13 protein-coding genes and 1 pseudogene are annotated in these 19,110 nt (G+C 71.9%); 7 read left to right on the plus strand and 7 right to left on the minus strand.

All coding sequences use genetic code 11. The features are described from left to right. Positions 1-202: 202 nt before the first annotated feature. The 4 genes from D7318_RS15120 to D7318_RS15135 are packed head-to-tail and all read right to left on the minus strand — an operon-like array spanning position 203 to position 4,979. Positions 203-1,621, minus strand: coding sequence for a GH1 family beta-glucosidase (locus D7318_RS15120; RefSeq protein WP_120697601.1), 1,419 nt, complete (start codon positions 1,619-1,621; stop codon positions 203-205). 55 nt (positions 1,622-1,676) lie between these two features. Next, the gene (locus tag D7318_RS15125) at positions 1,677-2,588 is read right to left on the minus strand and encodes a carbohydrate ABC transporter permease (RefSeq protein WP_120697602.1); all 912 of its coding nucleotides are present in this window, start codon (positions 2,586-2,588) and stop codon (positions 1,677-1,679) included. Then, the gene (locus D7318_RS15130; protein WP_120697603.1) at positions 2,588-3,625 is read right to left on the minus strand and encodes a carbohydrate ABC transporter permease; all 1,038 of its coding nucleotides are present in this window, start codon (positions 3,623-3,625) and stop codon (positions 2,588-2,590) included. Before D7318_RS15130 ends, D7318_RS15125 begins: the two co-directional genes overlap by 1 nt. A gap of 13 nt (positions 3,626-3,638) precedes the next feature. After that, on the minus strand, positions 3,639-4,979 hold the full coding sequence (locus tag D7318_RS15135) for an ABC transporter substrate-binding protein (RefSeq protein WP_120697648.1): 1,341 nt from the start codon (positions 4,977-4,979) through the stop codon (positions 3,639-3,641). Positions 4,980-5,223: 244 nt separating this feature from the next. Between D7318_RS15135 and D7318_RS15140 the strand changes: the two genes are divergently transcribed. From D7318_RS15140 to D7318_RS15155, 4 genes are all read left to right on the plus strand, one after another. Next, a complete protein-coding gene (locus tag D7318_RS15140; RefSeq protein WP_408055493.1) occupies positions 5,224-6,255 on the plus strand; it encodes a LacI family DNA-binding transcriptional regulator in 1,032 nt (343 codons plus the stop codon). A 535-nt stretch (positions 6,256-6,790) separates the two neighbouring features. Beyond that, on the plus strand, positions 6,791-7,828 hold the full coding sequence (locus tag D7318_RS15145; protein ID WP_147437698.1) for a WD40 repeat domain-containing protein: 1,038 nt from the start codon (positions 6,791-6,793) through the stop codon (positions 7,826-7,828). Positions 7,829-7,837: 9 nt separating this feature from the next. Further along, entirely contained in the window at positions 7,838-10,342 is a 2,505-nt protein-coding gene (locus tag D7318_RS15150) for a WD40 repeat domain-containing protein (protein ID WP_120697606.1), read from the plus strand. Positions 10,343-10,360: 18 nt separating this feature from the next. Then, on the plus strand, positions 10,361-10,843 hold the full coding sequence (locus D7318_RS15155; RefSeq protein WP_147437700.1) for a hypothetical protein: 483 nt from the start codon (positions 10,361-10,363) through the stop codon (positions 10,841-10,843). 143 nt (positions 10,844-10,986) lie between these two features. Here D7318_RS15155 and D7318_RS15160 read toward each other — a convergent pair whose 3' ends face one another. Next, positions 10,987-12,375: a glycoside hydrolase family 6 protein gene (locus D7318_RS15160; protein WP_120697608.1), complete on the minus strand. Its 1,389-nt coding sequence runs from the start codon at positions 12,373-12,375 to the stop codon at positions 10,987-10,989. Between the two features lie 601 nt (positions 12,376-12,976). Here D7318_RS15160 and D7318_RS15165 point away from each other — a divergent pair. Then, positions 12,977-14,995, plus strand: a pseudogene (locus tag D7318_RS15165) (glycoside hydrolase family 48 protein); the annotation flags it as partial. 910 nt (positions 14,996-15,905) lie between these two features. On the opposite strand, the gene D7318_RS32435 reads toward D7318_RS15165, so the two are convergent. Both D7318_RS32435 and D7318_RS15170 read right to left on the minus strand, forming a co-directional pair. Further along, on the minus strand, positions 15,906-16,310 hold the full coding sequence (locus tag D7318_RS32435; RefSeq protein WP_147437702.1) for a Scr1 family TA system antitoxin-like transcriptional regulator: 405 nt from the start codon (positions 16,308-16,310) through the stop codon (positions 15,906-15,908). Between the two features lie 392 nt (positions 16,311-16,702). After that, positions 16,703-17,101 (minus strand): hypothetical protein, encoded by a 399-nt coding sequence (locus D7318_RS15170; protein ID WP_147437704.1) that lies wholly within the window; start codon positions 17,099-17,101, stop codon positions 16,703-16,705. 11 nt (positions 17,102-17,112) lie between these two features. Here D7318_RS15170 and D7318_RS15175 point away from each other — a divergent pair, with 11 nt between their 5' ends. Both D7318_RS15175 and D7318_RS15180 read left to right on the plus strand, forming a co-directional pair. Then, positions 17,113-18,315, plus strand: coding sequence for a helix-turn-helix domain-containing protein (locus tag D7318_RS15175; protein WP_120697611.1), 1,203 nt, complete (start codon positions 17,113-17,115; stop codon positions 18,313-18,315). A 300-nt stretch (positions 18,316-18,615) separates the two neighbouring features. Then, the gene (locus tag D7318_RS15180) at positions 18,616-19,020 is read left to right on the plus strand and encodes a hypothetical protein (protein ID WP_147437706.1); all 405 of its coding nucleotides are present in this window, start codon (positions 18,616-18,618) and stop codon (positions 19,018-19,020) included. Positions 19,021-19,110: the final 90 nt, after the last annotated feature.

Below are 19,110 nucleotides of genomic sequence, written 5' to 3' on the forward strand. Positions count from 1 at the left end.
CCCGCTTACGCGGGGTCGGGGTCTCTCCTGAAACGGCGCACGTTCTGTTCAACACGGAGTGTGCACTCGCACCGGCCACTGACGCCGACCTGTCCCCGGCCCCGCGAGGGGCCGGGGACGGGGTTCCCCTGTCCCCCCTTCCGGGAGGGATTCCGGAAGGGCTTCCGGGTGGACGCGGGGAGTCGTGGGCCCGCGCGCCGCCTCAGCTGGTGGCGGGCAGGCGTCCCGAGGCGGCGATCCCCGCGTACCAGCGGGCGCTGGCCTTGGGGGTGCGCTGGAGGGTGTCGAAGTCGACGTGGACGACGCCGAAGCGCTTGCTGTAGCCGTAGGCCCACTCGAAGTTGTCCAGCAGGGACCACACGAAGTAGCCGCGCACGTCGGCGCCCTGCTCGATGGCCTGGTGGACGGCGGCGAGGTGGCCGTGGAGGTAGGCGATCCGGTCAGGGTCGTGCACCGCGCCCGCGGCGTCCACCTTGTCCTCGAACGCGGCGCCGTTCTCGGTGATGTACAGCGGGAGGTTGGGCACCTCGGTCCTGAAGCGGGTCAGCAACTCGACCATGCCGGTCGGGTCGATGACCCAGCCCATGTCGGTGAGCTGGCCGGGCGCCAGGTGGAACTCGACGTCCTCGGAGCCGACCCAGGGAGAGTGCGTGGACGAGCCGTGGCCGTCGTTGCGCGAGACCACATCGCCGCCGGTGGGGGCGGAGACGACGGTGGGGTTGTAGTAGTTCAGCCCGAGGAAGTCGATCGGCTGGTGGATCAGCGCCTCGTCGCCGTCGCGCAGGAACGACCAGTCCGAGGCGCGGGCGGTGTCCCGGCGCAGGTCGTCGGGGTAGCCGCCGTGCAGCACCGGGCCCGTGTAGATCCGGGTCTGGAGCGTGTCGATGCGCCGCGCGGCGTCCACGTCCTCGGGGGACTCCGTGCGGGGCCTGATGACGCCGGGGTTGAGCGTGATCCCGATCTCCGCGTTGCGCGGCAGGACCGAGCGGAGGGCCTGGACGCCGAGGCCGTGGGCGACGTTGAGGTGGTGCGACGCCTTGAGCACGGACTCGGGCTCCGTGCGCCCCGGGGCGTGCACGCCGGAGCCGTAGCCGAGGAACGCGGTGCAGAACGGCTCGTTGAGCGTCGTCCACATCGAGACCCGGTCGCCCAGGGCGTCGCCCACGATCGCGGCGTACTCGGCGTAGCGTTCGGCCGTCTCGCGCTCCGGCCAGCCGCCCGCGTCCTCCAGCTCCTGGGGCAGGTCCCAGTGGTAGAGGGTGATGGCCGGGGTGATGCCCCGTTCGAGCAGGCCGTCGGCCAGGCTCCGGTAGAAGTCGAGCCCGCGCTGGACGGCCGGGCCACGCCCGGTGGGCTGGACGCGCGACCAGGACACCGAGAAGCGGTAGGCGCCCAGGCCGAGTTCGGCCATGAGGCGGATGTCGTCCTGCCACCGGTGGTAGTGGTCGCAGGCCACATCGCCCGTGTCACCGGCGTGCACCTTGCCCGGGGTGCGGGCGAAGGTGTCCCAGATGGAGGGGGTGCGGCCGTCCTCGGCGGCCGCACCCTCGACCTGGTACGACGCGGTGGCCGAGCCCCACAGGAAGTCCGGTGGGAAGACCCGGGGTTGGTTTTCAGTCATGGAAGCGCTCCCATTCTTGCTCGTAGAGAAGGTATCAACCGCGGTGCCGGGGTGCTCAGCCCTTGAGCGCTCCGTGCATGATGCCGCCCACGATCTGCTTGCCGAACAGGACGAACGCGATGAGCAGCGGCAGCGTGCCGAGGAAGGCGCCGGCCATGATCACGCCCTGGTCGGGGATGTAGCCGCGGCCGAGGTTGGTGAGGGCGACCTGGACGGTCGGGTTCTGCTGGGTGAGCGCGATGATCGGCCAGAAGAACTCGTTCCACGCCGCCACGAAGGTGAGCATCCCCAGCACGGCCATGGCCGGTCTCGCCGCGGGGAAGACGACGTGCCACACGACGCGCAGGCTGCTCGCGCCGTCGACGCGCGCGGCCTCGATCAGCTCGGTGGGCAGCGCCTGCGTGAGGTACTGGCGCATGAAGAACACGCCAAAGGCGCTCACCATCGTGGGCAGGATGACCGCCTGGAGGTGGCCCGTCCACTCGATCTCGGCGATCGCCATGAACAGCGGCACCACGGTGAGCTGCGGCGGCACCATCATGGTGCCGATGACCAGCAGCATCATGAAGTTCTTCGCGCGGAACCGCAGCTTGGCGAACGCGAAGCCCGCGAGCGTCGCGAAGAGCACGGTGGAGACGGTGATCGCCCCGGCCACGAAGACCGTGTTGGTCATGGCCTTGACCAGGTTGGCGTCGTTCCACGCGGCCTCGAGGTTGTCGAAGAGGCGGTCGCCGAACCAGAACGGCGGGGTGCGCTCGCTCAGCCTGGCGTTGTCGTGGGACGCGGCGATCGCCGAGTAGAGCAGCGGGAGGATCGACCCGAGGGCGAAGAGGACCAGGATCAGATAGGTGAGCCAGCCTGCCCGGTGCTGCTGCCCCGCGGCCCGAACGCCCCTGCGGCGCTTGGCCCTTCGGGGCGCGGGGGCGTCGGTGGCCTCCTCGGGGTGGGTCTGCGTCGCGGTGGCCATCACTCCTCCTCTCCGGTGCTGCGCCCCACCCACCGGGTGATGAACGCGTAGAGCAGCCCGATGACGATCAGCAGCAGGAACATCGTCCAGGCGATGGCCGCGGCGCGGCCGAGGTGCCGGTTGGTCCAGCCCGTCTCGTACATGTAGAGGCCGAGCGTCTGGTACTGGCCCTGGGCGCCGCCCGACTCGTCGCCGCCGAACAGCATGGGCTCGCCGAAGAGCTGGGTGGCGCCGATGGTGGAGACCACGACGGTGAACAGGATCGTCGGGCGCAGCGCGGGCAGCGTCACATGCACGAACTGCTGCCAGCGGGACGCCCCGTCGAGCGACGCCGACTCGTACAGGTCGTTCGGGATGGCCTGCATCGCGGCGAGGTAGATCAGCGTGTTGTAGCCGGTCCAGCGCCAGATGACGATGGTCGAGACGGCGAGCTGGGAGCTCCAGTCGCCCGCCTCCCAGGAGACGCCGTCGATGCCGACGAGGCCGAGGCCCCAGTTGATGACGCCGTAGTCGCCCTGCCCGAACAGCATGACGAAGACGAGCGTCGCCGCCGCGATCGAGGTCGCGTACGGGGTGAGGATGGCGACGCGGAAGAACATGCTGCCGCGCATCCGGTAGTTGAGCAGGTGGGCGAGGCCGAGCGCCATCGCGAGCTGCGGCACCGTGGAGATGATGCCGATGGTGAACGTGTTCGCCAGGGCGTTCCAGAAGAACTCGTCGTCCCACAGGCGCGTGAAGTTCTCGAAGCCCACCCACTCCAGGTCGTTGGGGTTGTTCAGGTTGACCTGGTGGAGGGACGACCAGCCCGTGTAGAGCAGCGGGAAGAGGCCGAACGCCGCGAAGAAGAGGAAGAACGGCGCGATGAAGCCGTAGGGGCTGTACTTGATGTCCCAGCGGTAGCGCCGGGAGCGGCGCGCCTGGCGGCGCGCCTCCTTGGGGTCGGGTGCGGGCGCCTCGCCGTGGGGCGGCTTGTCAAGGCGCGGGGCCGCGCCCCCCGGGGTACCGGGGGGCGCGGCCTGACGGTGTTCAGTCGTCATGGATCCGTCCTGCTCACTCAGCGACTGCGTTGTCCAGCGCGCTGACCACGTCGTCCCAGGCGTCGTCGGGCGACAGGTCGTTCTGCTCGAGGGCGAGCAGGCCGTCCGTGATGCCCTCCTGGATCTGCTGGTCGTACGGGCCGATGACGGTCGTGGGCACGTCCGCGGCGGCCTGCGAGAAGATCTGGCCGATCGGCGCGTCGTTGAAGTAGTCGTGCGTGGCCTCGAGCACCTCGGGCAGCTGCTGGGCCTCGGCGGAGCTGGGGTAGCTGCCGCGCTCGGTGAACAGCTTGGCCAGCTGCTCGGGGGCGGTCAGCCACGCGGCCAGGGCGACGGCCTCGTCCTTGTTCTCGCCGGCCTCGGGGACGCCGACGAACGCGCCGCCCCAGTTGGACGGGACGGGGGACTGGGCGACGTCCCACACGTCCTCGCCGCCCTCACCGGCCTGCGACTGGATGTAGCCGAGCATCCAGGCGGGGCAGGAGGGGAGCGTCGCGAAGTCGCCGTTGGCCATGGCCTGGTTCCAGTCGGGCTGGAACTGCTCGAGGCCGCTCGACAGGCCCGCCTCGGCGGCCTGCGTGGCCAGCTCCCAGCCGGTGGCGACGGCCTCGGTGTCCTCGTAGGCGATCTCGCCTTCGGCGTTGTAGTACCGCTCCTCGTAGCCCGAGACCACCGCGTTGAACATGCCGCCGGCGGAGTCGAGGAACGCGACGCCCTCGGGTCCCTCGGCCGCGAACTGGTCGCCGACCGCGAGGTAGTCCTCCCAGCCGCCCGCGAACAGCTCGGTCACCTCGTCGCGGTCGGTGGGCAGCCCGGCCTGCTCGAAGAAGTCGGTGCGGTAGCAGATGCCGGTCGGGCCGATGTCCGTGCCGAGGCCGATGAGCCGCCCGTCGGGGTCGGTCGCCTGCTGGTTCTTCCACTCGACGAAGTGGCTCGCGTCGACGTCGGGGTACTCGTTGAAGTCCACCCAGCGGTCGGACAGCTCGGTGGTCATCTCGGCGATGTTGCCGATCTCGATGGCCTGGATGTCGAGCAGCCCGCTGTTCTGCGAGAGGCGCGTGCGCAGCTGTGTGATGTAGTCACCGTTGTCGGTGATCGAGTCCTGCTCGATGGTGATGTGCGGGTTCAGCTCCATGTACTCGTCGTAGAGTCCGGACTCCTCGAAGCCGAACTGGCCGAAGACGCCGACCCGGAGAGTGATCTCCTCGTCTCCGTTGCCGCCGTCGCCGTCGCTGTCGTCGTCGCTCGAACACGCGCCGAGCAACGCCGTGGACATGACGGCGGCCATGCCGACGGCGAGGGCTCTGCCCGCGCGTCGGCGCGATCGAAGGGTGGTACGTGGTGTGTTGCGCATGACGTGGTCGTCCTCCTGGCGCACTGACGTTGCCTTCCCAGCCGGGTGGTTGCGACACGTGGGGATGGGGGCCTGGGCTCGGAACGTACGGGTTCTGTAGGGTTTGACAGCCATGGGAGCGCTCCCAGACGTGATGGGTTGAAGGGTTCCCGAGTGCTGAGCGGGTGTCAAGGCGTAGAACAGTTCGTCTCGGATTCCGTGATGTAGTTGGATCCTGGGGCGGAAACGGGAGGAAGCGATGGCAATGGCAAGGCGCGGCACCGGTCGCGACGGAAGACCGACACTTGAACAAGTCGCGGCCCGCGCGGGGGTGGGGCGCGGCACGGTGTCGCGCGTGATCAACGGCTCGCCCCGGGTGAGTGATCGCACGCGGGCCGCCGTCGAGCAGGCCATCGCCGACCTCGGCTACGTCCCGCACCGGGCCGCGAGGGCGCTCGCCGCGAACCGCTCCGACGCCATCGCGATGGTCGTCCCCGAGGCGGAGACCAGGCTGTTCGCCGAGCCGTACTTCTCCGGCATCCTCAGGGGCGTCTCGGCCGAGTTGGCGGACACGGACATCCAGCTGCTGCTGACGTTGATCCGCACCCCGAAGGAGCGGGCGCGGTTCGCGCAGTACGCCGCGAGTCACCGCGTGGACGGCGTGCTGCTGGTGTCGGTGCACGGCGACGACCCGCTGCCCGACCAGCTGGCCGAGATGGGCATCCCGCTGGTGATGAACGGACGCAGGTCCGCCGACGAGCTGGTCCCGCACGTGGACTGCGACAACATCGGCGGGGCCCAGCTCGCGGTCGAGCACCTGCTCGGGCGCGGCAGGACGGGCGTGGCGACGATCACGGGACCGGCCGACATGTATGTGGCCAGGTGCCGCCTCGACGGCTACCGGGAGGCGCTGCGGGCGGCGGGCCGCAAGCAGGACGAGGAGCTGGTCGGGCGCGGGGACTTCACCGAGGAGAGCGGCCACTCGGCCATGCGCGAGCTGCTGATCAGGCGGCCCGGGCTCGACGCGGTGTTCTGCGCCTCCGACCTGATGGCCATCGGGGCCAGGCGCGCGCTGCGGGAGATGGGGCGCTCGGTGCCCGACGACGTGGCGCTCGTCGGCTTCGACGACTCGGCGCTGGCCCGGCACATGGACCCGCCGCTGACCAGCGTGCGGCAGCCGATGGAGGGCATGGGGCGCGCGATGACGCGGGCGTTGCTCGCCGAGATCGCCGACGGGCCGCCGGAGCGGCCGCGCCTGGTGCTGCCGACCGAGCTGGTGCGGCGCGCGTCGTCGTAGCGGGGCCGGTGGGTCCGGTCGGCGCAGGCGCGTTCGGGGGGCGTGTGACGCGCGGAGAGTGGTGGGTGCGGCGCGTCCGCGCCGGGGTGGTGCGGGCGCGGAACGGGGCGTGAAGTGGCCCCTCGGGGCGCGCCGTTGCCAGATCGATACCTTCATTTCTTGAACGCGGCGGTGTCGCTCCGTCGGCGTGCGGGGGCCGTCGAGGGCGCCCGTGGGCCGCCTCGGGCGGTGGTCGGGCGATGCCCGGGTACCCGCCCAACTGCCCACGAAACGGGCGGCGTTCGGTCCCGCCTCGGCCGCGCGGCGGCGCGGCGTCGGCGGCGGGGGCGCGCCGTGGGGCCCCGGCGTCACGCCCGGTGGCCGCTGATTCCATGCGTTGAACGCAACGCCCCCTGTCTCGCGCGTCCCTCGCGCCCCGTGGCGCTCGCGGCCCCGAGGCTTGTCGTCAACGGCCTGACGCGGCGTGGCCGAACTGTGCCCGTCGGCCCGTGCAAGGCGGTCTCCGCGGGCGGCGGAGCGGTTTAAGGTCCCTGTCATGGCTGTTCGGTACCTGTGCGATCCCGGGAAACTGGACATCCGCAGGCCGCTCCCCGGGCGGCCCGCCGTGGCGCAGCGCGTGACGGCGGTGGCCGTCTCCGAGGGCGTCGAGCGGGTCGCGGTGGCCACCGCCGCGCCGTGGTTCCCCGGCTGCGGCGAGCTGCTGCTGTGGGAGAACGCCTCCCACGGTGGGCGTGGGAGCGATCCCGTGCGCCTCGGGGTGGCGCGCCGCACGCCGGGGGTGGCGATCAGGGACCTGCTGTTCGGCCCGGGCGGCACGGCGTTGAGCGCGTCGTTCGGCGGGACCGAGGAGCAGCACGTCGGCCAGGTCGCGCACTGGACGCGGCTCGGCGCGCGCGAGCGGTGGCGGCGCTCCATCAGCCGCCCGTTCTACGCGGGCTACGGCGACTTCGGCGGCGTGCGGCTCGCGGTCAGCGGCGACGGGGCGACGGTGGCGGGCTGCGACCAGAGCAGCCGCAGCGTCGTGGCCTGGCGCGCCGCGGACGGCGAACAGGTCGCAGAGCCCGCCGGGATCGGCGGCAGCGAGGCCATCGCGGTCGACGCGGACGGCGCACGCCTGGCGTTCCGGCTGTGCCGCCCGTACGAGCGGGCGCCCGAAGGGGCGATCGCCGTGCTCGACCTGCGCGACGGCTCGCTCGCCACCCACCCCACGGGTCTTGGCTGGTGCGCGGGCCTGACCTTCTCGCCCGATGGGCGCTCCCTCGCGGTGGTCGGCGCCACCGGGTCGACGGCGGTCGCGGTGCTCATCGACCTGGCGGGCGGCGCGCCCCGCACCGTTCCGCTGGCCGAGCTCCCGGGCGAGGCACGGCAGCAGGTGGTCCGCCCCGTGTGGGGCGCGGCGGGCCCGCGCGCGGCGGTGCGCGCCGGGCGCACGGTGACGGTGTGGGACCTGGCCGCGGGCGCGCCCCTGCTCGCGGTCCCCGACCTGGGCCGTTCGACGGCCTGGGCGCTGAGCCCCGAGGGGCGTGCGCTGGTCGTCGCGAGCCCCGAGCGGGTGCGCGCCCATGATGTGTGAGGACGGGTGATGGACAACGGGGCGCCGGGGAACGGGGCGACGAACGACATGGCGAGGAACGACGCGATGACACCGTTGGACACCCTGCTCGCCGCCCGGCCGAGCGAGGCGGGCTGGCGGGAGATCTGCCGCCTGCTCGAAGGGCTCGACGACGCGGCGCTCGCCGCCGTGGCGCCGCGCGTGCTGCGCTGGCCCGCCGGGCAGCGCCCGATGCCGGACGGCTGGTGGGCCCGCTGGGTCGCGGGGGACGTCCGCCCGTGCCACGCGCTCGCGGGCACCCGCCGCCTCGGGCGCCTCGACAGCGTGGAGACCGGCACGGTCCCCGTCCCGGTCGAGGACGACCGCGAGGACGCGGACGGCAGCGAGGGCGCGTACTTCGTCAGCGGCGCGAGTGCGGTCGCCGCGCCGCCCGGGCTGCGCTGGCTCGCGCTCGCCGCCGCGGCGGAGTGGCACCACAACGGCGGCGACATCGTCCGCTGGCACACCACGAGGGACGCCCCGCTGGTGTGGTACCTCTCCGGCGGCGAGTACGACGACGAGGCGTACGACATCGCCGTCAGCCCGGACGGCGCCACGGTGGTGACGGCCGTCGAGGGCGCGTGGCACGCCTGGTCGGCGGCGACGGGCGAGCCGTTGTGGCAGGTCCGCCCGTGGCTGGGCGACGAGGACGACGACGTGTGCTTCGGGCGCGACGACGTGGTGCGGTTCGCGTTCTCCGGCGACGGGGAGCGGCTGGCCGTCGGGACCGGCTCGACCGATGTGGTCGCGGTGATCGAGGTGGCCACGGGCAAGGTGCTGCTGCGGGTGCCCGAGGGGCAGGACGCGTTCGGCCCCGTGGCGCTCGACGGAGAGGGGCGGCTGCTGGTGCACGCGGGCCCCGCGGGGCGCGTGGTGGCGCGCGAGGTGGTGACGGGCGCGGTGCTCGCGACCGCCGAGACCGGGCTCACCTCGGTCGGCGCGCTGGCCGTGGCGCCCGACGGGCGCGGGGTGTTCGCGGTCGGCGGCGCGGTGGGCGGGGCCCCCGAACGCGCCGGGCTCGCGACCGCGGCCTGCCCCGCCGCGCGGCTGCTGACCGCGCGCCGCTCGTCCGACGACGAGCTGACCCTGGAGCCAGGGGCGTTGCTGCGCCCCGAGGGCTTTGCCGAGGGCCTCGACGCGGACGCGCCGAGCGCCGCCCTGACCACGCGCGCCAGCTGGACCGCGGCCGGTCCCCACGGGTTCGTCGGCGCGGACTTCGGCTCGCTCCTGTTCGACGGCGAGGGGCGGACGCTGTGGGCCGATCCGGCCTCGGCCATCGGGGCGTTCACCCCCGACGGCACCGCGCTGGTCACCGTGCAGGACGAGATCGAGGCGTGGTTCCTCGCGGGGCTCGCCCCGCCGGGCGACGCCCCCGCCCCGGCGCCCGAGCCGGGCCCGGGGCGCGTGCTGCTCACCGGGCTCCCCGCCGCGCTGGTGGGCGCCCCCGTGGGCGCCCCCCAACTGCCGTGCTCCCACTGGTCCATACCCGTGGCGGCGGTCGCCGATGACGCGCGCGCCCTGGCGTTCGGCGCCAAGCTCGACCGCGACTCGGCCGACCGCCCGCAGATCCTGTGCGCGTGGGACGCCTCGCCCGACCCCCGCGTCGCCACGCTGCCGCGCGTCGCCGACGCGGCCTATCTCACCGATCTGGCCTTCGCCCCCGACGGCTCCGCGCTGGCCAGGGCGCTGCTCGGCGAGGAGTCGTGCGTCGTGCTCGACGACGTGCCGGGCGCCACCACGCGCTGGCGCCACGCCCTGCCGCCGACCGCGCCGCACGGGGAGGAACGCCTGCGGCTGGCGTTCAGCGGCGACGGCTCCCGGCTGGCGTGCGCGCTGCACACGGCGGGCGCGGTCACCGTCATCGACGTGGCGACGGGCGACGTGGTGCGGACGATCGAGGAGCCCGAGGCGCGCCCCGGGCACTGGCGTGGGGTGCGGATGGAGGCCGCGGCGCTCGACCGCGCGGGCGCGCGGGTCGCGCTCGGCGCCAAGGACGCGGTCAGCCACGTCGTCGTCCGCGACGTGGCGACCGGCGCGGCCGTGCTGCGGGCCGAGCCCGCGGGGCTGCGCCAGATCACCGGGCTCGCGTTCGCCCCCGGAGGGCGTGAGCTGGCCGTGGCGGGCGCGACCGACCGCGGCCATGCCGCGCTGTGGCTGCTGCCGTTGGGCGGCGCGGCGGGGGAAGAGGCGGAACGCCCCCGGCTCGCCGTGCCCGACCTGCCGATGCACGACCAGCCCGACGGGGCGCTCGTCTGGTCGGCCACCCGTGGCCCCCTCGCGTACTTCCCCGGCAGCCACGGCTGGGGCGCGGTGTGGGAGGCGCGCGGCGGAACGGTCGTCGCCGAGGTGCCGTTCGGGCGGGCTGACGGCGCGGTGGCGCTCTCGCCCGACGGCGGGACGCTGGTGACCGTGACCCAGTTCGGCGCCAGGCGCTGGCCGTTGCCGAAAGTGGAGGGCGGCGCGGCCGAACGTTCGGGCCCGCTTCTCCGTCCCTGATACATGACAGGGAGACACATGACAGGGAGAAGAGGAAACGGGCGCCGCCGCGCCGCCGCGTCCGCGCTTGCCGTGCTCGCCGCGCTCACGTCGGCCGTGCTCGCGCTCGCCGGGTGCGGCGACGGGGCGGGGGCCTCCTGGCGCGAGCCCGACGACTACGCCTACACGCTGGAGCTGTTCGACGGGGAGTGCGGCGCCGCGTCGAGGGGCGCGTGGCGCATCACCGTGGAGAACGGCGCCGCCGTTGAAGCGGAGCCCCTCAACGACGAGGCGCGCGAGAGCGCGTGGGCCGAGGGCGCGCCCACGATCGGGGAGCAGCACGCCGCCGCGCTCGGTGTGCGCCAGGACGGTGCCTATGACGCGGTCGACATCGACGAGGTCGATGAGGGCCCGGAGGCCGGGCGCCTCCTCCGCGTCCACTACGTCGACCGGGACGGGGGCGCCGAGGGCGAGGGCCATGAGAGCTGCGAGGAGTACCGCGACGTTCAACGCACCGACTGACCAGGGGCGTTGAGGACGGCACCGCGCCCCCGGTGCCTGGCGGGCACCGGGGGCGGGCGCGTGGGGGGTGTCACGCCGATCCGATCCGATCCGTCCCCTCCGTCTCGAGGGACGGAGACCGCCGGATCGCTGAGACCGTCAGATCACAGGGGCGGGTAGGCGTTCGCCAGCAGCTCCTCGAACTGGGCCTGGAACCAGTGACCCGAGATCGGGGCGTCCGGCAGGGCGCCCGACGGGTTGTTCTGGTTGCGCGGGTTCCCCTCGTAGGTGGGGTCGCACATCCGGTCGAAGCCCTTGCCCTCGTCGTTCGGGATCTCCTCGCTCGAACCGTCCGACTCCCCCGGGGGCTTGACCCACGCGTAGGCGTCGATGTTGGCCGCGGGGGCGGCGGCGGGGCGCTCGCCGAGGCCCGCACCCGACTGGTTGCACCAGTTGCCGAGGTGGATCCTGCGGTCGTAACGGCCGCCGTCGACGTACTCGTCGGCGGAGGTCTCCGGGCCGGGACCGCTCGGGCGGTCGGGGCCGCCCCAGCCGTTGCGCGAGGTGTCGATGACCACGCCGAGGCCCTGGGGGAAGCCGGCGGCCGGGGCCGCGACGCTGGCGAAGTCCTGGGCGAACGACTGCTCGTCGACGTAGTTGTTCCAGTCGATCCACGAGCTCTCGCCGCGGATCGGCTGCCCGTTGATCGTGTCGCCGATGGCGAAGTTCTCCTCCACCGTCGCGCTGTAGTTGGCGGTGTTGGCCGCGAAGCCCGCGACGTCGTCGGGGGTGGCGCCCCCGGCGTTGGCCGCCTCGAACAACAGGTCGGCGGTGGCCTGGAAGTTGTCCTCCCAGCCGATCCAGCCGTGGTGGCCGATGTCGATGTAGTTGTAGACGTTCTCGTTGTCGCCGAGCGTGGCGACGTTGTAGCCCACGCCCTCGACGTAGTTGCCGTTGGCCAGCATCTCGTCGCACTCGGGGGTGGCGGTCTCGCGGCTGCCGACGTTGGTGATGAGGTTCGGCAGCGAGTCGATCTCCACGATGTTGATGATGCGGAGTCCGGCGTAGGCCGGGTCCGACACGATCGCGTTGATGGGATCGATGAACTCGGTCTTGTAGACGTCGATCTCCTCCGGGCCCAGCTCGCCGTTGGAGGCGAGCGCGGCGCAGTCGCGGCCCGGGAGGTTGTAGGTGACGATCTGGATCGCGTCGGCGCCCTGGGCGACCGCCTCGTCCAGGTGCTCGCGCAGGCCCATGGTGTTCGAGCCCGCGGAGCCGCCCTCGATGGCGGCCCTGCTGTCCAGCCACACCGCGGTGGGCTGGTCGGCGATCGCGGCGCCGCCGCCCTCGGTGGCCGCGGCGGACCAGTCGGGGTTGACGTAGAGCTGGGCGCCCGCGTACGGGTTGTCGACGCGCTGCAACACCTGCGGGTCATCGCCCGCCGACGCGGTGCTCAGCGTGCTCACGGTCATGGCGGCGGCCCCGACCAGGGCGCCGGCGACCAGATACGCCCTGCGGCGCGATCGACGGGGTGGGGGGTTGGTGCGGCTCATCGCTGTTGATCCTCCGGATGGTTGCGTACGGCCGATGCCGAACGGCGTCGGATGCCGTCGCGGCTCGGGGACAGGCCGCCATGGCGACCCGGCGGCCACTGCCGAGATGTCTCCACGGGTCCCGCCGCATGTCCACACGTGCTGATGCCACCGGCCACGGGCGGGACCGGAGGACAGACCGATGAGGGGTCTCCGCGGCCGGGGCGCCGGAGCGCGCCCGGCCGAGGGCACGGGGGTTTCTCGCCACTGCTCGTTCAACGGAGCACCTGGGAGGTGTGTGGGGGTATGTGGGGGTTGTGGGGGTGCATGCTCGGAGCGGCTCCGGGTCGTCACAGCGCGCCGTCCCCGGCGCCTGACAGTTTGGGACCGCTCCCACTGGTTGAATGGACCGTAGGCCACAACGACCCGTTTCGCCAAGGGGTCGTTCGAGAAATTACCGCTGACCTGCCACGCAGGAGCGGGATTTGTCGCGCCACTTGACGTGTGCAGTCCATTGCCCAAAGCTTGGGAGCGCTCCCACTGGTCCGAACCGCTCCTCACCCCCACGAGCCGCGAGGAGGACACGATGCGGATCCGCCGTGGATCAGCCATCGAGATCCCGACCAGAACAAGACATCGCACGTCCCGGCGCCTCTGGGTCGCCGGTGCCGTCGCCCTTTCCCTGCCGCTCGGTCTCACCGCGGCAGCCCAGGGCAACGCCAGCTCGCCCTTCGGCGACGAGCCCGAACTCCTCCAGTACGAGGAGCAGTTCCTCACCCTGTACGAGACGATCAAGGACCCGGCCAACGGGTACTTCTCGGACGAGGGCATCCCCTACCACTCGGTCGAGACGATGATCGTCGAGGCGCCCGACCACGGGCACGAGACGACGTCGGAGGCGTACTCGTACCTCATCTGGCTCGAGGCGCAGTATGGCCAGGTCACCGGTGACTGGGGGCCGTTCAACGACTCCTGGGCGCTCATGGAAGAGTGGATGATCCCCAGCTCGGACGAGCAGCCGACCAACAGCGGGTACAACCCCTCGTCGCCCGCCACCTACGCGCCGGAGTCCACGAGCCCCGAGGACTACCCGGCGCCGATGGACCCGGACGTGCCGGTGGGCCAGGACCCGCTCGCCGACGAGCTCGCGTCGACGTACGGCACCGACGACATCTACGGCATGCACTGGCTCCAGGACGTGGACGACGTCTATGGCTACGGCGCGGCCTGCGGTGGCACCGCCGGTGATCCGACCTTCATCAACACCTTCCAGCGCGGCCCGCAGGAGTCGACCTGGGAGACCGTCACGCACCCGTCGTGCGACGACTTCAGCTCCGGCGGCGAGAACGGCTTCCTCGACCTGTTCACCGGGGACGAGGCGTACTCGCAGCAGTGGCGTTACACCAACGCGCCTGACGCCGACGCCCGCGCGGTCCAGGCGGCCTACTGGGCCAACGTCTGGGCGGGCGAGCAGGGCAACGCGAGCCAGGTCGCCGCGACGGTCGAGAAGGCCGCGATGATGGGCGACTATCTGCGCTACTCCATGTACGACAAGTACTTCAAGGAGATCGGCGACTGCGTCGGCCCGTCGGACTGCCCCGCGGGCAGCGGCAAGAGCAGCAACCACCAGCTGATGTCCTGGTACTACGCCTGGGGCGGCGCGCTCGACACCTCGGCCCCGTGGGCCTGGCGCATCGGCTCCAGCTACGCGCACTTCGGCTACCAGAACCCGATGGCCGCGCACGTCCTGTCCAGCGACGCGGCGCTCCAGCCGCAGTCGCCCACCGCGGTGGACGACTGGGGCAACAGCCTCGAGCGGATGATCGAGTTCTACACGTGGCTCCAGTCCGCCGAGGGCGCGATCGCGGGTGGCGCGACCAACAGCTGGGAGGGCCACTACGGCGAACCCCCGGCCGGTACGCCGACGTTCTACGGGATGTTCTACGACGAGCAGCCCGTCTACCACGACCCGCCGTCGAACCGCTGGTTCGGCATGCAGGCGTGGTCGATGCAGCGGCTCGCCGAGTACTACTACACGACGAGCGACGAGCGTGCCGGTGCGGTCCTCGACAAGTGGGCCGACTGGGTCGTGAGCGAGGTCACCATCGGCGAGGGCGGGGACTTCCAGATCCCGGCCACCCTGGAGTGGACCGGCGCCCCCGACACCTGGGACCCGGCGAGCCCGGGCGACAACGCGGGCCTGCATGTCGAGGTCACGGCGTACTCGCAGGACGTCGGCGTGACCGGCTCGCTGGCCAACGCGCTGTCGTTCTACGCCGCGGCCAGCGGTGACACCGCGGCGCAGGAGACGGCGTCGGGGCTGCTCGACGCGCTGCTCGCGCTCCAGGACGGGCAGGGCATCTCCGTCCCCGAGCCGCGCGAGGACTACGCGCGCTTCGCCGACGAGATCTACATCCCCGCGGGCTGGACCGGCACGATGCCCAACGGTGACCCGATCGAGCAGGGTTCGACCTTCTCCTCGATCCGCACGTTCTACGAGGACGACGAGAACTGGCCGCAGGTCGAGGCGTATCTGAACGGCGGCGAGGTGCCGACGTTCGAGTACCACCGCTTCTGGGCCCAGGCGGACATCGCCATCGCCCTCGCCACGTACACGCACCTGTTCGGGGCGGAGGAGTAGCAACGGCGTTTCTCGCCGCTGTCGTTCGACGCGGGCGTCCGGTCGGGGTGTGTTGTTGTTCCCTGGCCGGGCGTCTTGCGCTGCGCTTTTCTGTGCGGGATCTTCGAGGCCCTCAGGCGGCGGCCACGGAGGGTCCGGTGGTGTTCGCCGTCCGCCGGGCTCTTTGTGTCGTCGGGGCGCGGGTCGGAGATCGGCATCTACGGGAGGGGGGCGTCGGGTGAGCGGCCGCCTCGGTCACCGGGCTGTTTGTTCTTGGGCCGGGACCGTTCGCCGAACGGGCGCGGCCGCGAAGGGTTTGCGGGCGGCCGCTTTCCCGGTGGTCGGTTGCGGTGGCGCGCACCCTTCGGGCCTGCCCTGGCCGCCCGAAGCGTTTTCATTCTTGATGTCCGACGAGCTGATGTAGCGCGCCGGTGCTTATCCGCGGCTCGCGGCTGGCAGCCGTGTGGCCGTCGCCGGTGCCCCTATGCGGCGGCGAGGGGGGTGAAGGAGAAGGACGAGTCGTCGTCGAGGGTGATGGTCAGGGACGCCTCCAGGGCCTTGGCGAGTCGGGGAGTTCAGGTAGCGGGCCCGGCGCTTATCCATCGCTTACACGAGGGCGGGGTCTCTTCTGAAACGGGGCACGTTCTGTTCAACACAAAGTGTGCGCCGTTTCAGAAGAGCATCCGCCCCGGCATAAGCCGCAGATAAGGACCGGCCCGCTACCTGAGCTCATCGTGCGCGAGGAATGAAAACGCTTCGGGCGGCCAGGGCAGGCCCGAAGGGTGCGCGCCACCTCAGCCGACCACCGGGAAAACGGCCGCCCGCAAGCCCTTCGCGGCTGCGCCCGTTCGGCGAACGGTCCTGGCCAACGACGAGACCGACCGTTTACCGGGACGGCCGGTCACCCGGCGCCCCCCTCCCGTAGGTGCCATCACTGACCCGCACCCCGACGAGACAAGCCACAGCGGCAGACGGCGAACGGAAGGGCGTCCGCCCGTAGCCACTCGGACACCCACGTCCCGATCTCCTCCCGTGATGCGGAAGGCCAGGCGTTGCGCATGGTCGCCTCGGCGTATTCGGGGGTCTGAAGGAGGCAGTGCACGAGGAGCGGCTGGAAGAAGTGCAGCCTGGCCGCGCCGTCCTCCACGTTGAGCCGTTCCTCGAAGTCCGGGTCGAGGTCCTGGCTGGACTGATGCCACCAGCTCTTCTGGCGGGCCTGCCGCGGCATGGCGGTCAACGCGGCCACCGTCGCCTCGTCCGTCACGCCGCAGAGCCCGAGCAGCGCCTCGAGTTCGAGGCGTCGGATCGTCAGGCGGCCGTTCTCGATCCTGCTCATCGGAGCACCCCCGCTCGCGCGGGGAGGACTGGGCCCCCTGACCGTTGCATGCCGAGCAGGTCGGAACACCCCCGCTCGCGCGGGGAGGACTCCCCCGGTTGGGCCCCTCGCCCGATCGGGGGCGGAACACCCCCGCTCGCGCGGGGAGGACCCGATTCAGCCTCTACATTTCCGATGACCTGCCGGAACACCCCCGCTCGCGCGGGGAGGACACCTCGTGACCTGGCGTTCTAGCGGCGCTTTGCCGTTTCGTGACCTGCCGGGTGCGGCTCTGCGTGGGCCGGGGGATCGGGTGGACTCAGCGTTGACACGGCTGAGGAGTATAGAGGAGTTCGCGTGGGCCGGGGGCCGCGAAGTGCTGAGAGCGTCGGCGTTGACCACCTACGGGCACTTCACCTCGACGATGCGTCACGTTCGCCACAGGCGCGCACCGGCGTCCGCGCGATCTCCGCCTCAACGCGGCCGAGTTGTCGACCGAGCACCCGGCGCTGGCCGCACTCCGGGAGGCGCGTCGGGGCCCACCGGCGAAGCGCCGTCCGGGAGTTCAGCGTCGAGGCGTCGCTGACCCCGCGGTCACGCCGCGCCGTCGTCCCCGCCCCGCGCACCTTCGCGTATACGCGCTCCAGCGCATCAAGCACGGCGCCCAGCGTGAACCTCTCGCGCACCAGCTCGAACGCCGCGACCGACGCCTTCTCGTTTTCCTGGAACTTGAGGTGATGAAGGGGCTGTTCGCTGTTTCCCGGCGCGCACCCGGGAGTACCGTTCGAGTATCGAGGTCGATAACAGCACACGCGAGGTCAGTATGCACGACCGCACTGCCACGCCTCCGAAGGGCAGAGGAATCGGCGCGCGCATTCAGGAGATCCGCCAGATCCGCGGGTTCTCACTCTCCGAACTCGGGCGCCGCGCGCATGTCTCTCCATCCCAGCTCTCTCGTGTGGAGAACGGGAAGCGCTACGCGTCGCCAAGTACCGTGGCCTCGGTTGCCCGTGCGCTTGGCGTGGGTGCTGATGTCCTCAGAGGGCAGCCGTATATCCACATGCTCCAGCGGGACCAGCTGGACGCCCTGCTATCGCCCATCAGCAGCGCTCTGCACAGCTGGGACCTGCCTCCGGAGGACGAGCCGCCGCCGCGGTCGCTGGACGTGCTGGAATCGGCCATGCGCCGCATGGTTGACCTGCGGGTACGCACCGAGTTCGCGGAGATCGCGGCCGATCTGCCGGGCCTGATCGTCGAGTCCGCGTTGGCCGCCGAGATCCACGATCGGCCTGGGCACGATCGAGAGCGAGCCCATGCGGTACAGGCCGAGGTGGCGCGGACAGCCGCGATCATCGCCTACCGGCTGGGGTTCATGGACTTGTCCCGGCTGGCACTGTCACGGATGGCGGTCGCCGCTCCGCAATCCGGCGATCCGCGTCAGCTCGCCGTCGAGAGGTACGAGCGTGCGCAGATCACCCACGCTGTGAGCGGGCGTCCGGATCGAGGTGTGGCGCTGATGAAGCGGGCGCTTCGCGACCTGGACGATGACGGCACCCTCGCGACCCGTGCGGTCCGCGGCACTCTTCAACTGCGCGCGTCGGTCCTGTCGGCCGAGCAGAACGAGCAGGACGACTGGCTTGGCCAGGCTGAGGAGTTGGCGGACGGCACGGGGGAAACGACCGACTACGCAATGGCGTTCGGCCCGCTCAACGTGGCGTTGAACAAGATGGCCACCGCAGCCGCGCGCGACGAGCACGAGGAGGCGTTGAACATCGCGGCGGGAGTCCGACTGCCGGAGGACTACACGCCGACGAGGGCGGCCGGGTTCTGGGTGGGCAAGGCGAAGTCGGAGACGTGGGCTGCACGGCACGGTGACGCCCTCGACTCGCTGTACGCGGCTCGCGAGGTGGCGCCGCAGTTGACCCGGTACCACCCGGGTGTGCACGAGACGGTGGGCACGTTGCTTCGCGCTCGTCCGCGCCCGTCCGCGCGGCTGAGGGCGTTCGCACAGTGGAGCGGCGTGTAACACGGCGATTGCTGGGCGTCAACTGATTCGGTGATCTTGGCATTGTCAGCGGGGCAATGTCGGAGCACTGTTACCCCGGCAGGCTGTGACCGTCAGCACCGAGACAGTCACTGGAGCCGAACCATGGCGTCTACCCCCCCGCACGCCCCCGCCCGAGCCCGCGCCGCCGCCGTTGTCCGATGACCCGCCGACGGTGATCGTCGGGCGGGACTGCCCGCCCGCGGTGCCGCTTGCTCTGTGTCTGGGCTGCCCGGAGCGGGTGCGCGACCGCGCCGCCCACGTGGGTTCGGGTGGTGGGTCGTGAGCGAACGCTGTGCGTCGTGCGGGACGACGATGCCGCCGTTGACCGTGGTGGCGGTGCACCATGCCGGGTCGGGTGGCGGGTGGACGCATCGCGCGTGCGCGCGCTGCCTGGCGCGCGAGCGGCTGATCCCGCTCGCCTTCCACCCGCTGCGCCACGACGGGGCGCGGCTGACGTACCCGGAGATCGTTCCCGGTGAACTGGTCGCCACGCTCGCGCCGTTGGGCGAGTCACCCGTGCTCGCCGCGCCCATCGGGCGGCTGCTGGCGGCCGTGGCCCGCACGAAGGACCGCACGCTCGACGCCGACCAGCGGCACGCCGCCCACGACGAGGCCCGCGCCACCGTCGCACAACTGCGGAAGGCCGCCCGACGAGCGAGCCACGCCGTCCGGGAGGCGCGGTGAACGGCGCGATCGAACGCGGCCACCCCCCGTCCCCCACCCACCCACCACGTCTGGGAGCCCGTCATCTTCTGGCCGTTCCTCTTCTGGCCC

It is taken from the genome of Streptomyces radicis (assembly GCF_003626575.1).
Taxonomy (GTDB): Bacteria; Actinomycetota; Actinomycetes; order Streptomycetales; family Streptomycetaceae; genus Streptomyces; species Streptomyces radicis.

Bases quoted from the DNA above. Each gene is read 5' to 3' on its own strand.
- D7318_RS15120 (WP_120697601.1), bottom strand. From the start codon at position 1,621: ATGACTGAAAACCAACCCCGGGTCTTCCCACCGGACTTCCTGTGGGGC.
- D7318_RS15125 (WP_120697602.1), bottom strand. From the start codon at position 2,588: ATGGCCACCGCGACGCAGACCCACCCCGAGGAGGCCACCGACGCCCCC.
- D7318_RS15130 (WP_120697603.1), bottom strand. From the start codon at position 3,625: ATGACGACTGAACACCGTCAGGCCGCGCCCCCCGGTACCCCGGGGGGC.
- D7318_RS15135 (WP_120697648.1), bottom strand. From the start codon at position 4,979: ATGCGCAACACACCACGTACCACCCTTCGATCGCGCCGACGCGCGGGC.
- D7318_RS15140 (WP_408055493.1), top strand. From the start codon at position 5,224: ATGGCAAGGCGCGGCACCGGTCGCGACGGAAGACCGACACTTGAACAA.
- D7318_RS15145 (WP_147437698.1), top strand. From the start codon at position 6,791: ATGGCTGTTCGGTACCTGTGCGATCCCGGGAAACTGGACATCCGCAGG.
- D7318_RS15150 (WP_120697606.1), top strand. From the start codon at position 7,838: ATGGACAACGGGGCGCCGGGGAACGGGGCGACGAACGACATGGCGAGG.
- D7318_RS15155 (WP_147437700.1), top strand. From the start codon at position 10,361: ATGACAGGGAGAAGAGGAAACGGGCGCCGCCGCGCCGCCGCGTCCGCG.
- D7318_RS15160 (WP_120697608.1), bottom strand. From the start codon at position 12,375: ATGAGCCGCACCAACCCCCCACCCCGTCGATCGCGCCGCAGGGCGTAT.
- D7318_RS32435 (WP_147437702.1), bottom strand. From the start codon at position 16,310: ATGAGCAGGATCGAGAACGGCCGCCTGACGATCCGACGCCTCGAACTC.
- D7318_RS15175 (WP_120697611.1), top strand. From the start codon at position 17,113: ATGCACGACCGCACTGCCACGCCTCCGAAGGGCAGAGGAATCGGCGCG.